The organism is Streptomyces sp. A01 (genome assembly GCF_059026195.1).
In genome coordinates this window covers 277803-294648 of the sequence record NZ_JBWLKN010000007.1, presented here as the reverse complement: position 1 = coordinate 294648, position 16846 = coordinate 277803, and the positions used below count along the sequence as shown (strand labels likewise).

Sequence of the window (16846 nt, the reverse complement as noted above, 5' to 3'; positions counted from 1 at the left end):
ACGGCCTCCGTTCACAGGAGCCGGCATCGCCATTACCGCCTCCCTCGTCGGCGGATTATTTTCCCGTGATCCGCCGACCGCTTGGTGAGTGAGCGTGCCAGGGGGCACCGGGCGCGTCCAGAACGCCCGCCCCTCAGCAAAGGGACGGGCACTTAGCGGACACGTGTCCGCGGAAAGAATTTCACCGGTAAATAGTCCGGGCAACGGCGCGTATACAACGTATGGGGATATGGGCGACTCACTCGACGCGCCTTCCCACCCGACAGTCGCAACCGCGAACGCCCCGGTCGGGCGTTCCCGATCTTCACAACGGGCCACCCGGGCCGAGGGGTTCGAAGTCCGGCCGACCGCGGTACGTAGAGGAAAGGCGCGCTACCAGCGGCGGTCGCGGCGGCCGGCGTCCGGGGCCGGTCGCGGCAACTACGCCGTCAGTCCGTAGCGTTGAGCTCATCGGGTGCTGTCTCCGACTCTCTTACCAGCAATGCCGTCGCTCCGCCATCGACCATCCGATGACCCTGCCGACAGGCGATGACTGGCCTGAGACCGCCTCTCGTCACGCCGGGCTCACCGTGCCACGGGCGGGCGTAAACAGCTGTTATAGAAGCGAAAACAGAGAAATATGCGCATCAATGGCGGGATGCCGTTTCGAACCACGCCAACCATGGCCTTCTTCCGCGCAACAGCCACCAAGCAGCTCTCTGTTGGTGTACAACGCAGCACATGGCTGTCGAGTCGGCGGATATTGCGAATCGGCCAACTCTTGCGGGCCTTGTGCAGAGCCTCGGCCCCTTACTGACGCCAGGGGTACGGACAAGGCAAACTAGCCGGTGCGAAGCGGAGACACTCGGCAAGGGGAGACCATGGGCGGCGACCAGGGGCAAGCGCGCCATCTGCGCTTCACCGTGCTCGGGCCCGTCCGGGCCTGGCGTGGAGACGAACAGCTCCCCCACGGCTCACCACAGCAACGCGCGCTGCTCGCCGCCCTGCTGCTGCGCAACGGCCGTACGGCGACCGCGCCCGAACTGGTCGACGGGCTGTGGGGCGAGGAGCCCCCGGACGCGGCCATCGCCGCGCTGCGGACGTACGCGTCCCGGCTACGCAAGGCGTTCGGCGTGGACGCGGGTGTGCTGGTCAGTGAGTCGGGCGGCTACGCGATGCGCGTCGACGTCGACGCCCTCGACCTCGACCGCGCGGAGAATCTCGCCGCGCAGGCCGACAAGGCCCGGTCCGCCGGGGAGCGCGTCAAGGCCCGTGAGCTGATCACCGAGGCGCTGGACCTGTGGGACGGTGAGCCGCTGGCCGGCGTGCCCGGCCCGTACGCCGACAACCAGCGCACCCGCCTCGAAGAGTGGCGGCTCAGCCTGGTGGAGACCCGGCTGGACCTGGACCTGGAGCTCGGCCACCACACCGACACCATCTCCGAACTCACCGCCCTGACCGCCGCCCACCCGCTACGGGAGCGCCTGCGTGAGCTGCTGATGCTGGCGCTGTACCGCAGCGGCCGCCAGGCGGAGGCGCTGGCCGTGTACGCCGACACCCGGCGCATGCTGTCGGACGAGCTGGGTGTCGACCCGTGTGCCGAGCTCTCGGATTTGCAGCAGCGTATCCTCCAGGCGGACGCCGACCTCAACGCTCCCGCGGCGGACACCCAGGCCACCGCCCAGCGCACCACCGTACGTCCGGCGCAGCTTCCGGCGAGCGTCGCCGACTTCACCGGCCGGGCGGCGTTCGTACGGGAGCTCAGTGACCAGCTCGCCACCGCCGAGGGCAGCGTGATGGCGGTGTCCGCGGTCGCGGGAATCGGCGGGGTCGGCAAGACGACGCTCGCCGTCCACGTCGCGCACGTCGCCCGGCAGCACTTCCCCGACGGGCAGCTCTACATCGACCTCCAGGGCACCGGTCCCTCGATCGCGGAGCCCGGCGCGGTCCTCGGCTCCTTCCTCCGCGCGCTCGGCACTCCGGACGAGGCCATTCCGGACGCCCAGGAGGACCGCGCCGCCCTCTACCGCTCCACGCTCGCCGGGCGCCGGGTCCTGACGCTGCTGGACAACGCGCACGACGCGGCGCAGGTGCGACCGCTGCTCCCCGGGACCGAGGGGTGTGCCGCGCTGATCACGAGCCGGTCGCGCATGGTCGACCTGGAGAGCGCCCACCTGGTCGATCTCGACGTCATGAGCCCAGACGAGGCCCTGACCCTCTTCACGCGCATCGTCGGGCACGAACGCGTCAGCTCGGAACGCGACGCGGCCATGGACGTGGTCGCCGCCTGCGGTTTCCTGCCGCTGGCCATTCGCATCGCCGCCTCCCGCCTCGCCGCCCGCCGCACGTGGACCGTGTCCGTCCTCGCCCGGAAACTCGCGGACCAGCGCCGTCGCCTCGACGAACTCCAGGCCGGGGACCTCGCCGTCAAGGCCACCTTCGAGCTGGGCTACAGCCAACTCGACCCGCAGCAGGCCCGCGCGTTCCGCCTGCTGGGAATCGCCGACGGCCCCGACATCTCTCTCGGGGCGGCCGCCGCCATGCTCGATCTCGACGTGTACGAGGCCGAGTCGCTTCTCGAATCCCTTGTGGACACCAGCCTGCTGGAGTCCGCAGCACCCGGCCGCTACCGGTTCCACGACCTCGTGCGGCTCTACGCACGCGCGTGCGCGGAGCGGGACGAGCTGCCGCCGTCGGAACGCGACGCCGCGCTGTCCCGGCTGCTGGACTTCTATCTCGCCACAGCCACCCAGGTGTTCGCGCTCGCACGCCCCGGCGACCGCCTCGTCGACCATGTCGAACCAACTCGCTACGCCGGGCTGAGCTTCCCCGACCGGGCAGCCGCGCTTGACTGGCTCTTCGCGGAGGCGAACAGCCTGCTCGCCTGCATCCAGCAGTCGGCTGGAAATGACACGCTGCGCCGGGCCGCCGATCTTTTGCTCACGTCGAAGGACCTGGCGGAATCGGGCGCCAACTCACACCAGTACGAGACAGCGGCACTGGCCACCTGCCAGGCGTCACACGCCGCCGGAGACATGCGAGCCGAGGGCCGTGCCCGCATGATGCTGACCCACACCTACCGGATGACGAGCAGGTTCGGGCAGGCGGACGCGGAAGCGCGGCAGGCCATAGAGCTCGCCCACGCGGTCGGCGATCCGGTGCCCAGCTGTGAGGCGCTGAACGACCGCGGCATCATCGCGATTTACCAGAACCGCCACGAGGACGCGGAGATGTACTTCCGGGCGGCTCTCGACGCCTTCCGCAGCGATGACAACCTTCCCGGCATGGCCGGTGCCCTGTGCAACATCTCACGCTCGCACGCCGCCATGGGGCGCATCGAGAGCGCCATCGAACTCGCGGCCGAAGGCACCGAGATCTACAGCAGCATGGGGCTGACCCTGCGCCTCGCCAACGGCCGGTACGCCATGGGAGTCGCCCTGTGCCAAGCTGGGCGGCACGCCGAGGCGATGGCTCAGCTGACAGAGGCATTGGCGCTGTTCCGCGACAACCGGCAGCGCCTGTGGGAGGGCTCGACCCACGCCCGCCTGGCAGAGGTACACCTGTCGGCACAGCGGCCGGCCGAGGCCGCCACCCACGCTGAGCAAGCTCTCGCCCTGCGCCTGGTGGGCGGCGAGTGGCGGCGCGGAACCGTGCTCACCGTGCTGGGCCGGGCGCTGGAGCAGCTGGGGCAGATGGACCGTGCCCGCGCGTGCTGGCAGGAGGCGCTCGCCATCCATGAGCGACTGAACGCCGCAGAAGCCGATGAGGTGCGGACTCTCCTCACGCCAGTGGCCGCTGCCTAGCCCTGCCCACTGTGCGTTCATCATTCGTTTATCGTGTCCCGCCACTCTCGTAGCATCGATCCGCGACGGGGGACGAGTGGTTCGAAGCACCAAGGTCGCGCGACTGTGAATGAGCGGCCCTAAAATATCCGTCCGGCGGCCCACGGGGGAGTCGCCGGACGGCTATGTCTCACTCAGTCGCCCAACCACAGCACACATAACGGGGAGTAAGACACATGAGCATCATTGAGCCCAACACCGTCACGACGCTGGACAACCATCCTGACGGCGCCAAGCGCATCAAGCCCAGGACGATGGACAACCATCCCGACGGGGCCATCGTTACGCCGCTTGACAACCACCCGGACAGCGCTGAGATCAAGACCATGGACAACCACCCCGACGGGACCAGCGTCACGCCGCTGGACAACCACCCCGACGGCGCTGAGATCAAGACCATGGACAACCACCCCGACGGGACCAGCGTCACGCCGCTGGACAACCACCCCGACGGCACTGCCTGAGCCGCAGACCGGCCGTAGCGGCAGTCGTTCGTCCGGAGACCGGGGCCGGCATCGGTGGCAAGGAGGGGGAGCCACCGGAGTCGGCCCCATAGTTCGGGCCTATACGGCCTGACTCGCCAGCGTGCGCTCGCTTCAGGACAAAAAGCCGAGGGATCACTTCGCTCTGGATGACTTGAGTTTCACTCAGTGAACGGCAAACACGCCCCTCACCAAGGAGTCGGAATGACGCAGCCTAAAAGGTCACTTGTCGCGATCGCCTTCGCGGCGGCACTGATAGCGGGAACAGCGGCCACCGCGTCGGCGGACGGGCATCCGGACAGCACCAGCGCGACGCCTCAGGACGCCCATCCGGACGGGGGCACGGCGGCGACGCAGGGTTCCGCATGGGCTGCTGTCGGCTTGAAGTAACACTCCGCTCCACCGCGTGAGGGGGCTGGGCCGGGGGCCCACCCCCTCACGCGGGTCCAGGGCACGACCCATGGGCCGGGCCGCGTGGAACCGCACATCGCCTCAGCGGCCCCCGCCCGCCCGCAACCGCTCCTTCAGCACCTTGCCGCTCGCGTTACGCGGGAGCTCCGCCACGAACTCGATTTCTCTCGGTACCTTGTAGTTGGCCATCTCCCGCCGGGACCAGGCGATCAAGTCGGCGGGCGTGAGGGGCGCGGAGGACCCGGGCGAGGGCGCGTCGGTGGCGGGCTCCGGGCGGCGGACCGCGTAGGCCTTGCCGACCTCGCCGAGGCGGGGGTCGGGGATGCCGATCACGGCGACGTCGGCTATCTGCGGGTGACGGGCGAGGATCTGCTCGATTTCCGCCGGGTAGGCGTTGAAGCCGCCGACGATGAACATGTCCTTGACACGGTCGGTGACGCGCAGGTTCCCGGCGACGTCCATGACTCCCACGTCGCCCGTACGCAGCCAGCCATCCGGCGTGATGACCTTCGCCGTCTCCTCAGGGTCCTCGAAATAGCCCGCCATGACGTGGTAGCCGCGCACGAGGATCTCGCCCGGCCGCCCCGGCCCGGCGTCCGTGCCGTCGGCCCCGACCACGCGGACCTCCGTGCCGGGCAGAGCACGCCCCGAGGTGGCCGAAATGGTGGCGGGCGAGTCGCCACGGCGGCACATCGTCACGGTCCCGGACGCCTCCGTCAGGCCGTACGCCGTGAGGACAGTGCCGACGCCCAACTCGGTCCGCAGGCGTTCGACGAGTTGGAGGGGGACGGCGGCCGCACCGGTGACGACCAGGCGCAGCGCCGAGAGGTCGTACTGGCCGCGCGCCGGGTGGTCCAGGAGTGCCTGGTGCAGGGTCGGCGGCCCGGGCAGGACGCTGATCCGCTGGGACGCGATGTTGGCCAGCACGGTATCCACGGTGAAGACCGGCTGCGGCACCATCGTGGCACCACGGCTGAGGCAGGCGATGATGCCCGCCTTGTAACCGAAGGTGTGGAAGAAGGGATTGACGATCAGATAGCGGTCGCCCTCCGTCAACCCGGCCAGTTCGCTCCAGGTGTCGTAGACGCGCAGCGTCTGGGCATGCGAGATGACGACGCCTTTCGGCCACCCCGTGGTGCCCGAGGTGAACGTGATGTCGGAGGGATCGCTGGGCTGTGTCGCGTCGGCCCGGGCCCGCACCGTCTCGGCGGGGATGGACTCGCCGCCCGCGAGGAAGTCCTCCCAGGTACGGAAGCCGGCAGGGGCGTCAGCGGCGAAGACGATCACATCCCGCAGATGCGGCAGCCCGGGAAGCGGGGCGGTGCGAAGCGGGGCGGTGGGGTCGGACTGAGGCTCGGTGGACGCGCCAGCTGAGGCGGTGGTGCGGGGGCCGGAGGCCGCAGTGCCGGTGCCGACGCCGGGACCGGCCTGTCGCCCGTTGGGCTCCGGGCGCTCGTGGGCCTCCGGCTGCCCCGCCGCCCGGCGGAGCGACGCCACGTACGACGTGCCCAGGAACGTGCCCGTCACGAACAGCGCCTTCGCTCGCGTACGGCGCAAAACATACGCGGCTTCGGCGCCCTTGAAGCGGGTGTTGACGGGCACGAGAACACCACCAGCCGTGACCGCGCCCAAGGCCGAGACGATCCACTCCAGGGTGTTGGGGGCCCACACCGCGACCCGGTCCCCCGCCTCGATGCCCGAGGCGACGCACGCGGCCGCCGCGCGTTCCACCCGTGCCCCCAGGTCGACATAGGAGACTCGGGTGCGGCCGGAAACCACCGCCTCCCGCTCTCCGTACCGCAGCGCGGCCGACCGGACCAAGTGCGCGACGTTCTGCCAGCTGACCGGCTGTCCAGAAGCCGTTCTCCGAGCATCCCCCGCGTTCCCCATCGCGTCTCCTCCCGCCACCATGACCATGGCCGTGACCGACTGTCGAATCCCAGCCATAGCTGACTGCTCGTCAGGTTAGCGGTACGCTTCCCCGCTGTCAGCACAGCGGCCTTGCAGTCAGCACAGCCGCCTTGTGGTGCCTGCGCCAGCGAGACCGCGGAGGGATCGATGCCGGGAACACTCAAGGACGCGACGGCCATCGTCGGTATCGGCCAGACCCCGTTCGCCCGGCAACTCGACGCTCCCGAGAAGACCTTGGCATGTCAGGCCATCGTCGCCGCCCTCGACGACGCCGGGATTCCCCCGTCGCAGGTCGATGCCCTCGCCTCGTACACGATGGAGGACACGGACGAGGTCGAGATCGCCAAGGCCCTGGGGGCGGGAGACCTCACCTTCTTCAGCAAGGTCGGCTACGGCGGCGGCGGTTCCTGCGCGACCGTCGCCCACCTCGCCGCCGCGATCGCCACCGGTCAGGCGAACGTCGGTGTGGCCTGGCGTGCCCGCAAGCGCGGGTCCGGGCCGCGCCCTTGGACGAACACGCGCGCCCAGCTCCCGACGCCCGCCCAGTGGACGCGGCCGTTCGGGCTGCTGCGCCCGGCCGACGAGATCGCCATGCTGGCGCGCCGCTACATGCACGAATACGGGGCGACACGCGACCACTTCTTCAACGTCGCGCTCGCCTGCCGCAACCGGGCCAACGAGAACCCCGCCGCGATCATGCACGGTCGCCCGCTCACCCGCGACAGCTATATGGCCGCTCGCTGGATCAGTGAACCCCTCTGCCTCTTCGACAACTGCTTGGAGACGGACGGCGCGCTGGCCTGCGTACTCGTCTCGGCCGAGCGTGCACGCGACGGCGCGAGGCGGCCCGTGCTCGTACACTCCGTCGCCCAGGGACTGCCGGCCCAGCACCACGGGATGGTCAACTACTGGAACGACGACCCGCTCACCGGCCCCTCCTGGACCGCCGCCCGCCAGCTCTGGAAGACCGCCGACTTCGGACCACGCGACGTCGATGTGGCACAGATCTACGACGCCTTCACTCCGCTCATCCCGCTGTCGCTGGAGGGGTACGGCTTCTGCGGACGCGGCGAGGGCGGCGCGTTCACGGAGGGCGGCGCGCTGGAGATCGGCGGCCGGTTACCGGTCAACACCAGCGGCGGCGGGCTCAGCGAGGCGTACGTCCACGGCTTCAACCTGATCAACGAGGGCGTCAGGCAACTCCGCGGAACCTCCACAGCGCAGGTCCCCGACGCCGCCACGTGCCTGGTCACGGCGGGCGAGGGCGTTCCCACCTCCGCCTTGCTCCTGACCACCGGATGACCTGCGAGGCCGCAGGGGACAAACACGCGGAAGGGCATATGGGAGGGCATATGGGAGGGCATACGGGAGGGCGTATGGGAGGGCACGCGGGCGGGACGCGCGAGAGGGCGGACGAGAGGCGAGCGGGAGAACCCATGGCAGGTCATCGCACGCCTTCGGAGGGTCTGCTGGCCCCCGTCACCGATCCGGACGGCGCGCCGTTCTGGGCGTACGCGGCACGCGGCGAGCTGCGCGTACAGGAGTGCGCCGACTGCGGCGAACCACGCTTCCCGCCGCGCCCCTGCTGCCCGCGCTGCCAGTCGTTCGACAGCGCGTGGCGACGCCTGAGCGGCCGTGGGCGGTTGTGGTCGTACATCGTCGCGCATCCGCCCCTGCTCCCGGCCTACGCGGAGCTCGCGCCGTACAACGCGATCGTCGTCGAGCTGACGGAATGTCCGCGCGTTCGCCTCGTCGGCAACCTCGTCACGCCGGGGCGCGGGGGCGCGGAAGCGGGCGTGGGGGCGGTAGCAGGCGTGAGCGCGGAAGTGGGCGCGGGCGCGCCTGCGGGCACGCCCACGGCTTCGAGTACGGGTGGGGACACGAGGGTTGGTGTCACTACCAGCACCGGTACCGACACCGACACCGACTCGGACACCGACACGGTGCTGGGCTCGTGTGACCTGGTCGGCCTGCGTATCGGGACTCCTGTACGAGCCGTCTTCCGCGAGCTCGTTCCCGGCTTCACCGTGCCGTGCTGGGTGGTGGACCACCGATGAGCGCCGAGAGGGACGCGCGAAGAGGGGTCGGCGCGGGGCCCGGCAGACCGCAGGGCGACCGGCCCGGGCGACGGGGGTCGGCACACGACACGGACGAGGGGGCGGAGCCGGACACGAGTGGGGTGGCCGTACGGGTGGACCAGCGGGATGACGGCGTGGCCGTGGTCACGCTCGACCGGCCCGCGCGCCACAACGCCATCGACCTGGAGATGGCGGGGCTGCTGACTGCCACCTGGCGGGCGCTGCGGCTGGCTGACGACGTGCGGGTGGCGGTGCTGACCGGCGCGGGCGGCCGGGCCTTCAGCACCGGCATCGACCGCTCTGTCCATGTCCCGCAGCCCACCTCCCCCTACTCGCTCGACGACCCGCTGCTCACGATGGGTCCGAAGGCCAATGACTTGTGGAAGCCGGTCATCGCCGCCGTGGACGGGATGGCCTGCGGTGGCGCGTTCTATCTGCTCGGGGAGTCCGACTTCATCGTCGCTTCCCACGGGGCGACCTTCTTCGATCCGCACACCACTTACGGCATGGTCAGCGCCTACGAGGCCATCCTCATGGCGCAACGGATGCCGGTGGGCGAGGCCGCCCGGATGGCGTTGTTGGGGACCTCACAGCGGCTGTCCGCCCAGCGGGCTTTCGACATCGGTCTGGTCTCCGAACTCGCCCCGCCTGGTCAGGCGCTGGCTGCCGCGCTGCGCGCCGCCGCCATCATCGCCGCGTCACCGACCGAGGCGGTCCAGGGGACCGTACGCGCCCTGTGGGCGGCGAAGGAGGCCACCCGCGCGCAGGCCCTGGCTCACGCGCCGCACCTGATCGCGCTCGGCAATCTGCCACCGGACCAGCAGTCCACCCTCTTCGCCACACGTGAGCGGCTCTCGACCCGCCCCACCCCGGGCCAGGAACAGGGCCAGGGCCAGGACCGGCCGAACCGGCAGTGAGAAGCGAGGAGGGAGAAGTCGCGCGTCAGGACCACGTCCAGGTCGAGTGCCGGGGCCGGGACCGGGGCCGGGGGCGGTGGTTCAGAGCGCCGACGGCCGGACCGCGGCCGCTGCGGGGCAGCGCCTGCCGCCTCAGCTGTTGGCGTACTTGGACGCGGAGCTGACCTTGCAGGTGTAGTACGTCTGCTCGGTGAAGGTGTAGTACGACGTCATGTTGATGGTCTGCGACTGGCCGGGCCCCACGGTGACCTTCTCGTAGTCGCTGCCCATCAGGGTGCCGCCGGAGCTCTTCTCCCACTGGACGCTGACCGAGTAGTCGTAGGTCTTGGTCGTCGAGGGGTTGGTCACGGTGACGTCGTACTGGAGCTGGCTGGTCGCCTCGTCGTAGCGGCAGTTGCTGCCCAGCGCCTCGCCGCTCACGTCCGCGACGTAGGAAGGCTCGGTGGAGGAGGGCGACGGGGTGTAGCTGGGCGCGGTGGGTATGTCGCTGGGACCGCCGGAGAGGCCGGAGGAGGACGAGTCGCCGCCGCTGCCGCCGGTCGAACCCGAACCGCCCGAGACGAACCCGCCGCCCGACGACGAGCTGCTGCCGTTGTCGTCGTCGCAGCCGCCGTCACCGCCACCGCGGCGGGCTCCCGTCAGAGCGACGAAGACAACGGCGACTACCGCGACCACGCGCAGGTGACGACCACGACGAGCACGCATGAAGAACCCCCGAGGAAAAGATTATTACAAGCCAAACAGGCATTAGTTGACGAGTGCACGCCACCTTATAGCAAAGGAAGACGGGGCTGTTTCGTCAGTCGAGCCGCCGCATAAGCCGGGCCGGCACACCAGGTGGGCCACTCGATCGGTCGAGCCGACGAGCACTGCGGCAGCTTGCATTTCACCACGCCGCTGAGCGGCGATTGGTTCCCCAAACGTCCCTTCACCAACTCCCCTCTCTCTGTTACCCAGCGTGGTGCCCGCGTGGCAGGTGTGACACCGCGGGCGTAGCGTCGACGACGAGAGCCGCTAACGCGTTGAGACGAGGAGTCGGAGATGATCCGCAACGTCTTCGGGAGCCTCATCGCTCTCATCGGAGCTTCGGCCGTCGTCTGGAGCCCCTTCCGCGCCTGGTACGACGGCCGTCTCGGCCGCGATGTGCGCGTCGATGACCTCTTCACCGGTTTCGACGGCGCACGCGGTGCCGACACCGGGCTGCTGCGCTCGCTGTTCCTGCCCATGGCGTTCGTCGGCCTGCTGACCCTGGTGGGTCTGCTGCTGCGCTCCCGGCTGGTCATCACCCTCGCCGGGCTGGTCGCTGTGGGCTTCACCGTGCTGTGGATGGTCCGGCAGGGCCAAGCGGTGGGGAGTCTGACGGTCGACGGCGAGGGGAACGGGCTGGGTATCGGTGTCGCGGGCGCCCTCGGTGGCGGGGTGGTGCTGCTGCTCGCCGCCGCGCTGATGAGCGGTCGGCACCGGCACGCCCGGCCCGACCACCACCGGCGAGGCAAGAGCCGGGTCCGGGAGCCCGGAGACCGCGGTGCTGATGATCCCGACTACGGCTATGAAGACGGCCGTGGCCACGGCCATACGGGGGGCTACGGGGACGGCAGGGACGAGCGTTTCGGCGACCGTGCGGGGGCGGAGCCGCCGCTGCCCGTGGGCTACGCGGCGGGGGCGTATCAGCGTGATGCGCACGAGCCGGAGGCGTACCCGAGGGATCTGTACAGGGCCACCGCCGGCACCGCCCCAGGCCCGGCGCCGACCCGGACCGCCGGGGCGCCCTACCCCTATGGCACGGGGCCCGGCATGGGCGCCGGGGCCAGCGCCGGGATCGGCCGTACGCCCCCTGTCACCTGGCCTGCCGCGACCCGGGGCAGCCAGGAGAGCGGCACGGTGGAGATGCCCGAGGTCTCCGGCGTGGAGCCGGGCCCGGCGGCACCGGCAGGTTCAGCGGCCGGACCATGGCCCGACGGCGGCGGGGGTCCCGCAGGCCACGGGCGCGGAGGCGGCGGCTCCACCGATGAGACGATCGCCATCGACACGGCGGCCATGGGCACCGCCCCTGCCGACTCCGACCATGACTCCGGCTATGAGTACGCCATCGCTGACCACGCCACTGACAACGCCGCTGACGAGGCGTCTGACGACGATGTCGCACCGTGGCCGGCTCCCACCGCTCCCCCGCCGGAATCGGACATGGAACGTACGCTTCCGCAGTCCTGGCACCACCGCGCCGCCCCACCCGGCTACACCGGACAGGACGGCCTTACGGGACAGGAAGGCCGCACCGGACAAGACGGCCGCACCGGACAGGAAGGCGACGACCAGCGCGAGCAGAGCGGTCACGGCCCGTACGACGAACACGGCGAGCACAGTGGTCACAGCCAGCACGGCGAGCACAGTGGCCACGGCGACCAGGGTCCGCACAACGACCACAGTCCCCCGGACGGCCGACCCTGAGCTGTCCGGGGCGGCTGTCCGGGGCGGCTGTCCGGGGCGGCTGTCAGGCACGGCTGTCCGGCGCGGCTGTCCGGGGCGCGCCCTGCGGGCTGCTGCTACGGCGGTTGCGGCTGTTACGGCTGCCGGGCGGGTGAGCGGGACAGGCCCGTGCCCTTCGCCGCGTCCAGCGCGTACACGCAGCGGTCCTTACTGCATGCGTAGACCACGCCGCCGGCCGCCACCGGTGACCCGGTGATCTCTCCGCCCGTGGCCAGTTTCCAGCGCAGTTGTCCGCCTGTGGCGTCGACCGTGTAGAGGCAGTGGTCGGCTGAGCCGAAGTGGACCCGGCCCTCGGCGACGACCGGGGCGCCGATGACCTCTCCGCCCGCGGCGAAGCGCCACTTGGGCGTGCCGGTCACGGCATCGAGCGTGTAGAGCGCGCCACCGCTGCCCAGGTGTACGGAACCGGCCGCGACCAGCACGGGTTCGACGGACTGCCTGGCCTCGGTGGCTATCCGCCAGCGGTCGCGCCCGTTGGCGGCGTCCAGCGCGTAGACGGTGCCGAGGTAGTCGGCGATGTAGACGCCGCCGCCAGTCACCGCCGCGCCCGGGGCGTACGCGGGCGGGCAGAGGAAGACGGCGGGTGCTTCGAAGCGCCAGCGCACCTCCCCGCGTGCGATGTCGATGGCGAGGACCCGGGTGCCCGCCGCGACGTAGACAACGCCGTCGGGGGCGTGCAGCAGCCGGACGGGCACTCCGCCACAGGAAGCGGCGTCTCCGACCGGGTACGACCAGCGTTCCACTCCCGTACGCGCCTCAAGGGCCCGCAGCCGCGCGTCCGCCCACACGTACACCGTGTCGTCGTGAATGGCCGGGCCCGACTCGGGGGTCTCGAAGTCCGTCTGCGCGCCCGACATCTCCCACAGCAGCTCGCCGTTGGCGGCCTCCCATGCCTGGACGCCACCGCCCCTGGTGCCGGTGACGACCGTGCCGCGGTCGACCTTCAGCGAGTAGACCCAGCCGTCCGTCGCCAGGCGCCACCGCTCGGCACCGTCCTCGGCGTCGAGCGCGTACAGCGTCGAACCGTCCGACGCGTGGATGCGGCCACCGGAGACCGCCATCGCCCAGGCGACGTCGCGTGTCTTGAAGACCCGCCGCCCGGTGCCCGTGTCGAGCGCGTGGACCTCGAAGGACGTCACGTACAGCAGGTTTCCCGCGACGGCCGGGGTGCCCCACACGTCGTTGGACATGCGGAACCGCCACGGGCGCCAGCGGCCCTGACCGCTCGCGGAGTCCGCGGCGGAGGTCTCGCCGCCCGAGCCGCCCGAGCCGTCGGCGGCCTGCGGTTGCGCCTGCTGATGTGCGTGCGGTTGCGGCTGTGACCGCTGAGCGTCGCGCGCCGCGCCATCACCGCCGTTCGGACCGCCAGGCGCACCGGGGCCACCGGGGCCGCCCGCGTGGGCCGCTTCGTCGGCCGGGTGGTGGCCGGAGCCGGGCGGGTAGGCGCCGTGGGCGGCACCCGGTCCCTCGCTCGGCGGCCTGACCCAGCCGGACGCCGGTCCGCCGTCGAGCGCCGCGCGTGCGTCGCGCGCGTCGGCCACGCGCGGGCCGGGGCCGATGGGCACCTGCGAACCGGGCAGCCGTACGGAGCCGTCGGGCGCCTCCGACGCCATGGGCCCAGCCGGGACGGGGCCGTTGAGCGCGTATGGATCGTTGGGGGCGTACGGGCCGGTGGGGGCTGATGGCTGCGGGGCAGCGGACTGCGGGGCGGAATGCCGCGCGGCCGGGCCGGGGCTCGGTGAGACCGGCGCGGGCGAGACCGGGGCCGGGGGAGCCGGAGCGGCCGTCACCGGGGGCGGGGGCGCTGAGACGGGTGCCACGGAGATCGGTCCCGGCGAGGCGCTGTGCGCGGCGTGCGCCGCGTGCCGGCCCGGGGCGCCGGGTGCGGGGCCCGCCGAGCTGAGCCCGCCGCCGCGTGGGTCGCCGCTGCCCGTGGGCCCCCAGCCGGAGCCGCCGCCGTTCGCGGGGCCCGGCGGCGCGACGGGGGCAGGGGCGGGCGTGGCGCCCCTTGCCGGGCGCTGGTTCGCGGCGGCGCGGGCGACGGCGCCACGGCCGCCGCGGCGCTCCTCGATGAGCCCGACCGCGCTCTCCGGCAGCCAGGCGGAGGCCGTACCGCTGTCGTCGCCGCCGGAGGAGAAGAGATGGGGCGCGAGCTGTGACTGCAGGTCAGCGGGCGAAGGGCGGGCCTCGGCGGCCATCTGCATACAGGACTCGATGAGCGGACGCAGTTCGTCCGGCAGTCCGGCGAGGTCAGGGCCCTCGCGGAGCAGCATGAAAACGGTCTCCACCGGGTTGGCACCGTGGAACGGCGCATGGCCGGTCGCGGCGAAGACCAGGGTGGAGCCGAGGGAGAAGATGTCGCTGGCGCCGGTCACACTGCGCGAGTCGCGCGCCTGCTCCGGCGACATGTAGGCCGGGGTGCCCACGGCGACGTTGGTCATCGTCAGCCGGGTGTTGGAGACGCCGGACGCGATACCGAAGTCGATGACGCGCGGCCCGTCCTCGACGACCAGCACATTCGACGGCTTCAGGTCGCGGTGCACCAGGCCGCCGCCGTGGATGGACTGCAGGGCCTCCGCGATACCGGCCGCCAGCCAGCGCACCGCCTGTGCGGGCAGCGGCCCGCATTCGTTCACTATTTCCTCAAGCGAGGGCGCCGGGACGTAGGCGGTGGCCAGCCAGGGCACGGCCGCGCGCGGGTCGGCGTCCACGACGGCGGCCGTGTAGAAGCCGCTGACGGCCCGTGCCGCCTCCACCTCGCGCGTGAAGCGGACCCGGAACAGCTGGTCCTCGGCGAGTTCGGTCCGTACGGTCTTGATCGCGACCCGTCGGCCCGACGCCGATCGGGCGAGATAGACGAGCCCCATACCGCCCGCGCCGAGCCGCCCGAGCACCTCGAACGGGCCGATCCGTCTAGGGTCGTGCTGCGTCAGCTGCTCCACTTGCTTGCCACCTCCCCGTGGGGGCTGAAAAGACAGCCCCGTGCAGCGTCTCACCGGCAAAGCCAACCAGTGGTACGCAACCCGCATTCTCTCTGGCGAACGCGTCGGTTGCGAACCCGGGGGCAATTCGCCGTGTCCCGGGCACTTCGGGTGGTGATGACGCACGTCGGCGCGGAGCTGACGGGAGGCGCGGGCGGCGGGCGAGGCCCCCGGGCAGGTACGCAACGGGAGCGTGGGGTGACGCGGAGCTAGCCTCTGGCCAGACGTCGAGGTAGCCGCAGTACCGCCTCGTACGCTAGGCGCCCGTCGTGGAACCGGGCCTGACGATCATCAGTACGACGACGACGGCCCAGGTCAGCGCGAACATTCCGGTGACCATCGACAGCTTGGGCAGCCGCTCGGCCATCGCCCGCATGGCGCTGGGCTCACGGTCCTCGTCCTCCAGCAGGGTCACAACGGCGTCCTGCGTGCCGAGCACCGCGATGCCGAGCAGGATCGCGGCCACCACGGTCAGCACCATCGAACTGATGAGCCAGGTGTCCCCCATCACACCCATCTTCTGGGCGGTGAAGAGCCCCAGACCCGGGACGGCGATGCTGAGGAAGCCGTAGACGCGGCTGATGCGGTGCAGCAGCATCACCGAGGAGACGGCGCCGCCCCGCTCACGGTCCTCACGCGGGTCCGGGCTGCCGTCCGCGCTCGCACTGGAACCCGGCTCCTGGCTTGCGCGTGCCGCCCCGGTCGCCTCTGCCTCCTCGGCGACCGTGACGGGCTCCGTGAGCGGGGCCGTATCCGTCGCGGCGGCGCTCCCGGCCGGAGTGAGGGCCAGGCGGGCGAAGCGGGGGAACAAACTCGCAGCCACCGTGACCGGCCCGATGAACATGACAGCCGCCAGCACGTGAATGCTGAGCAGAAGCTTGGTCATGGCATGCCTCCCGTCGGCGCCGGGGCGCGGCACCAAAGCCTGGTTTCAGTCTGCCTTAAACTCATACCGAGGCTAGCATTCGCGAGCACAGGCCGATGAGCGGGCCACCCCCTTTCGGGCGGCGGAGGAACGAGGAGCACGTGACGGAGGGCTCGGTCGAGCACACGCGTACGCCACCCGGGGCCGGGGACCCCAGCGAGCCTCCGGCGGCCGCCGCGACGACGGCGCGGACCGGGATGCTCCTGCTGGGAGTGGGGCGGATGGTGCGCGACGAGGTCGACCGCGCGCTGGACGCCCGCGGGCTTTCGCTGCGGCATCTCAGCGTGCTGGGCCATCTGTCGCGCGAGCCGGGGCTCTCCTACAGCGCACTCGCCCGCCGCGCCGGGGTCACCGCACAGAGCATGCAGGCGACGGTCAGGCAGCTGGAAAGGTCCGGAGCGGTCACCCGGGAGTCGCCGGCCGGGCGCGGCAGAACCGCCGAGCTGCGCGTCACCGCACGCGGCCGGGAAATGATCAAAGAGATGGACTACGTCGTGTCCACGGTCGAGGAACCGTTGCTGCTGGGCCTGTCCTCCGAGGAACGCACAACCCTGACGGCCACGTTGCGCCGGGTCCTGGCCAACGGCTGGCGCGCCCGCCACCCCGACGCCACGACGGACTGACCCGCGAAGAACCACCCCCGCAGGCCATGAAACAGGCCATGACGCAGGCCCTGGCGCGCGACATGCGCCAGGGCCTGAGCTCTGCTTCCGTACGTGCGCTGAGCTCCCGCTCCTCCGCATTCGCCCAGTGCTGTTTTTTCACGTGCTCTACGTGCGCCAAGTGCTGCATGAGCCGTACGAGCCGTACGAGCTGCACAAGCCGTACGTACT

11 protein-coding genes and 1 pseudogene are annotated in these 16846 nt (G+C 71.2%); 8 read left to right on the top strand and 4 right to left on the bottom strand.

Translation table 11 applies throughout. From position 1 onward, the window contains the following. Positions 1–860: 860 nt before the first annotated feature. The 3 genes from afsR to AC5P1B_RS12360 all read left to right on the top strand — a co-directional run bounded on the left by afsR (position 861) and on the right by AC5P1B_RS12360 (position 4693). Positions 861–3782, top strand: coding sequence for an SARP-family global regulator AfsR (gene afsR / locus AC5P1B_RS12370; protein ID WP_493886938.1), 2922 nt, complete (start codon positions 861–863; stop codon positions 3780–3782). A 215-nt stretch (positions 3783–3997) separates the two neighbouring features. After that, positions 3998–4285 carry a hypothetical protein gene (locus AC5P1B_RS12365; protein WP_493886937.1) on the top strand — a complete coding sequence of 96 codons (288 nt, stop codon included), beginning with the start codon at positions 3998–4000 and terminating at the stop codon, positions 4283–4285. Positions 4286–4507: 222 nt separating this feature from the next. Further along, entirely contained in the window at positions 4508–4693 is a 186-nt protein-coding gene (locus tag AC5P1B_RS12360; RefSeq protein WP_493886936.1) for a hypothetical protein, read from the top strand. A gap of 102 nt (positions 4694–4795) precedes the next feature. Here the strand turns inward: AC5P1B_RS12360 and AC5P1B_RS12355 are convergent, their stop codons facing one another. Next, a complete protein-coding gene (locus tag AC5P1B_RS12355) occupies positions 4796–6604 on the bottom strand; it encodes a fatty acid--CoA ligase family protein (RefSeq protein ID WP_493887021.1) in 1809 nt (602 codons plus the stop codon). A gap of 168 nt (positions 6605–6772) precedes the next feature. Between AC5P1B_RS12355 and AC5P1B_RS12350 the strand changes: the two genes are divergently transcribed. The 3 genes and pseudogenes from AC5P1B_RS12350 (at position 6773) to AC5P1B_RS12340 (ending at position 9620) form a co-directional block, all read left to right on the top strand. Continuing rightward, entirely contained in the window at positions 6773–7927 is a 1155-nt protein-coding gene (locus tag AC5P1B_RS12350) for a lipid-transfer protein (RefSeq protein ID WP_493886935.1), read from the top strand. A gap of 164 nt (positions 7928–8091) precedes the next feature. Then, positions 8092–8394, top strand: a pseudogene (locus AC5P1B_RS12345) (Zn-ribbon domain-containing OB-fold protein); the annotation flags it as partial. Between the two features lie 410 nt (positions 8395–8804). Next, positions 8805–9620: an enoyl-CoA hydratase/isomerase family protein gene (locus AC5P1B_RS12340; protein WP_493887020.1), complete on the top strand. Its 816-nt coding sequence runs from the start codon at positions 8805–8807 to the stop codon at positions 9618–9620. Between the two features lie 132 nt (positions 9621–9752). Here AC5P1B_RS12340 and AC5P1B_RS12335 read toward each other — a convergent pair whose 3' ends face one another. Continuing rightward, entirely contained in the window at positions 9753–10325 is a 573-nt protein-coding gene (locus AC5P1B_RS12335; protein WP_493886934.1) for a hypothetical protein, read from the bottom strand. A 336-nt stretch (positions 10326–10661) separates the two neighbouring features. On the opposite strand from AC5P1B_RS12335, the gene AC5P1B_RS12330 reads away from it, so the two are divergent. Continuing rightward, positions 10662–12068 carry a hypothetical protein gene (locus tag AC5P1B_RS12330; protein WP_493886933.1) on the top strand — a complete coding sequence of 469 codons (1407 nt, stop codon included), beginning with the start codon at positions 10662–10664 and terminating at the stop codon, positions 12066–12068. Between the two features lie 113 nt (positions 12069–12181). Here AC5P1B_RS12330 and AC5P1B_RS12325 read toward each other — a convergent pair whose 3' ends face one another. Beyond that, complete coding sequence (locus AC5P1B_RS12325) at positions 12182–15049, bottom strand: serine/threonine-protein kinase (RefSeq protein WP_493886932.1); 2868 nt, start codon at positions 15047–15049, stop codon at positions 12182–12184. Between the two features lie 295 nt (positions 15050–15344). Continuing rightward, complete coding sequence (locus tag AC5P1B_RS12320; protein WP_493886931.1) at positions 15345–15974, bottom strand: hypothetical protein; 630 nt, start codon at positions 15972–15974, stop codon at positions 15345–15347. 140 nt (positions 15975–16114) lie between these two features. On the opposite strand from AC5P1B_RS12320, the gene AC5P1B_RS12315 reads away from it, so the two are divergent. Further along, the gene (locus AC5P1B_RS12315) at positions 16115–16636 is read left to right on the top strand and encodes a MarR family winged helix-turn-helix transcriptional regulator (RefSeq protein ID WP_493886930.1); all 522 of its coding nucleotides are present in this window, start codon (positions 16115–16117) and stop codon (positions 16634–16636) included. Positions 16637–16846 lie beyond the last annotated feature (210 nt).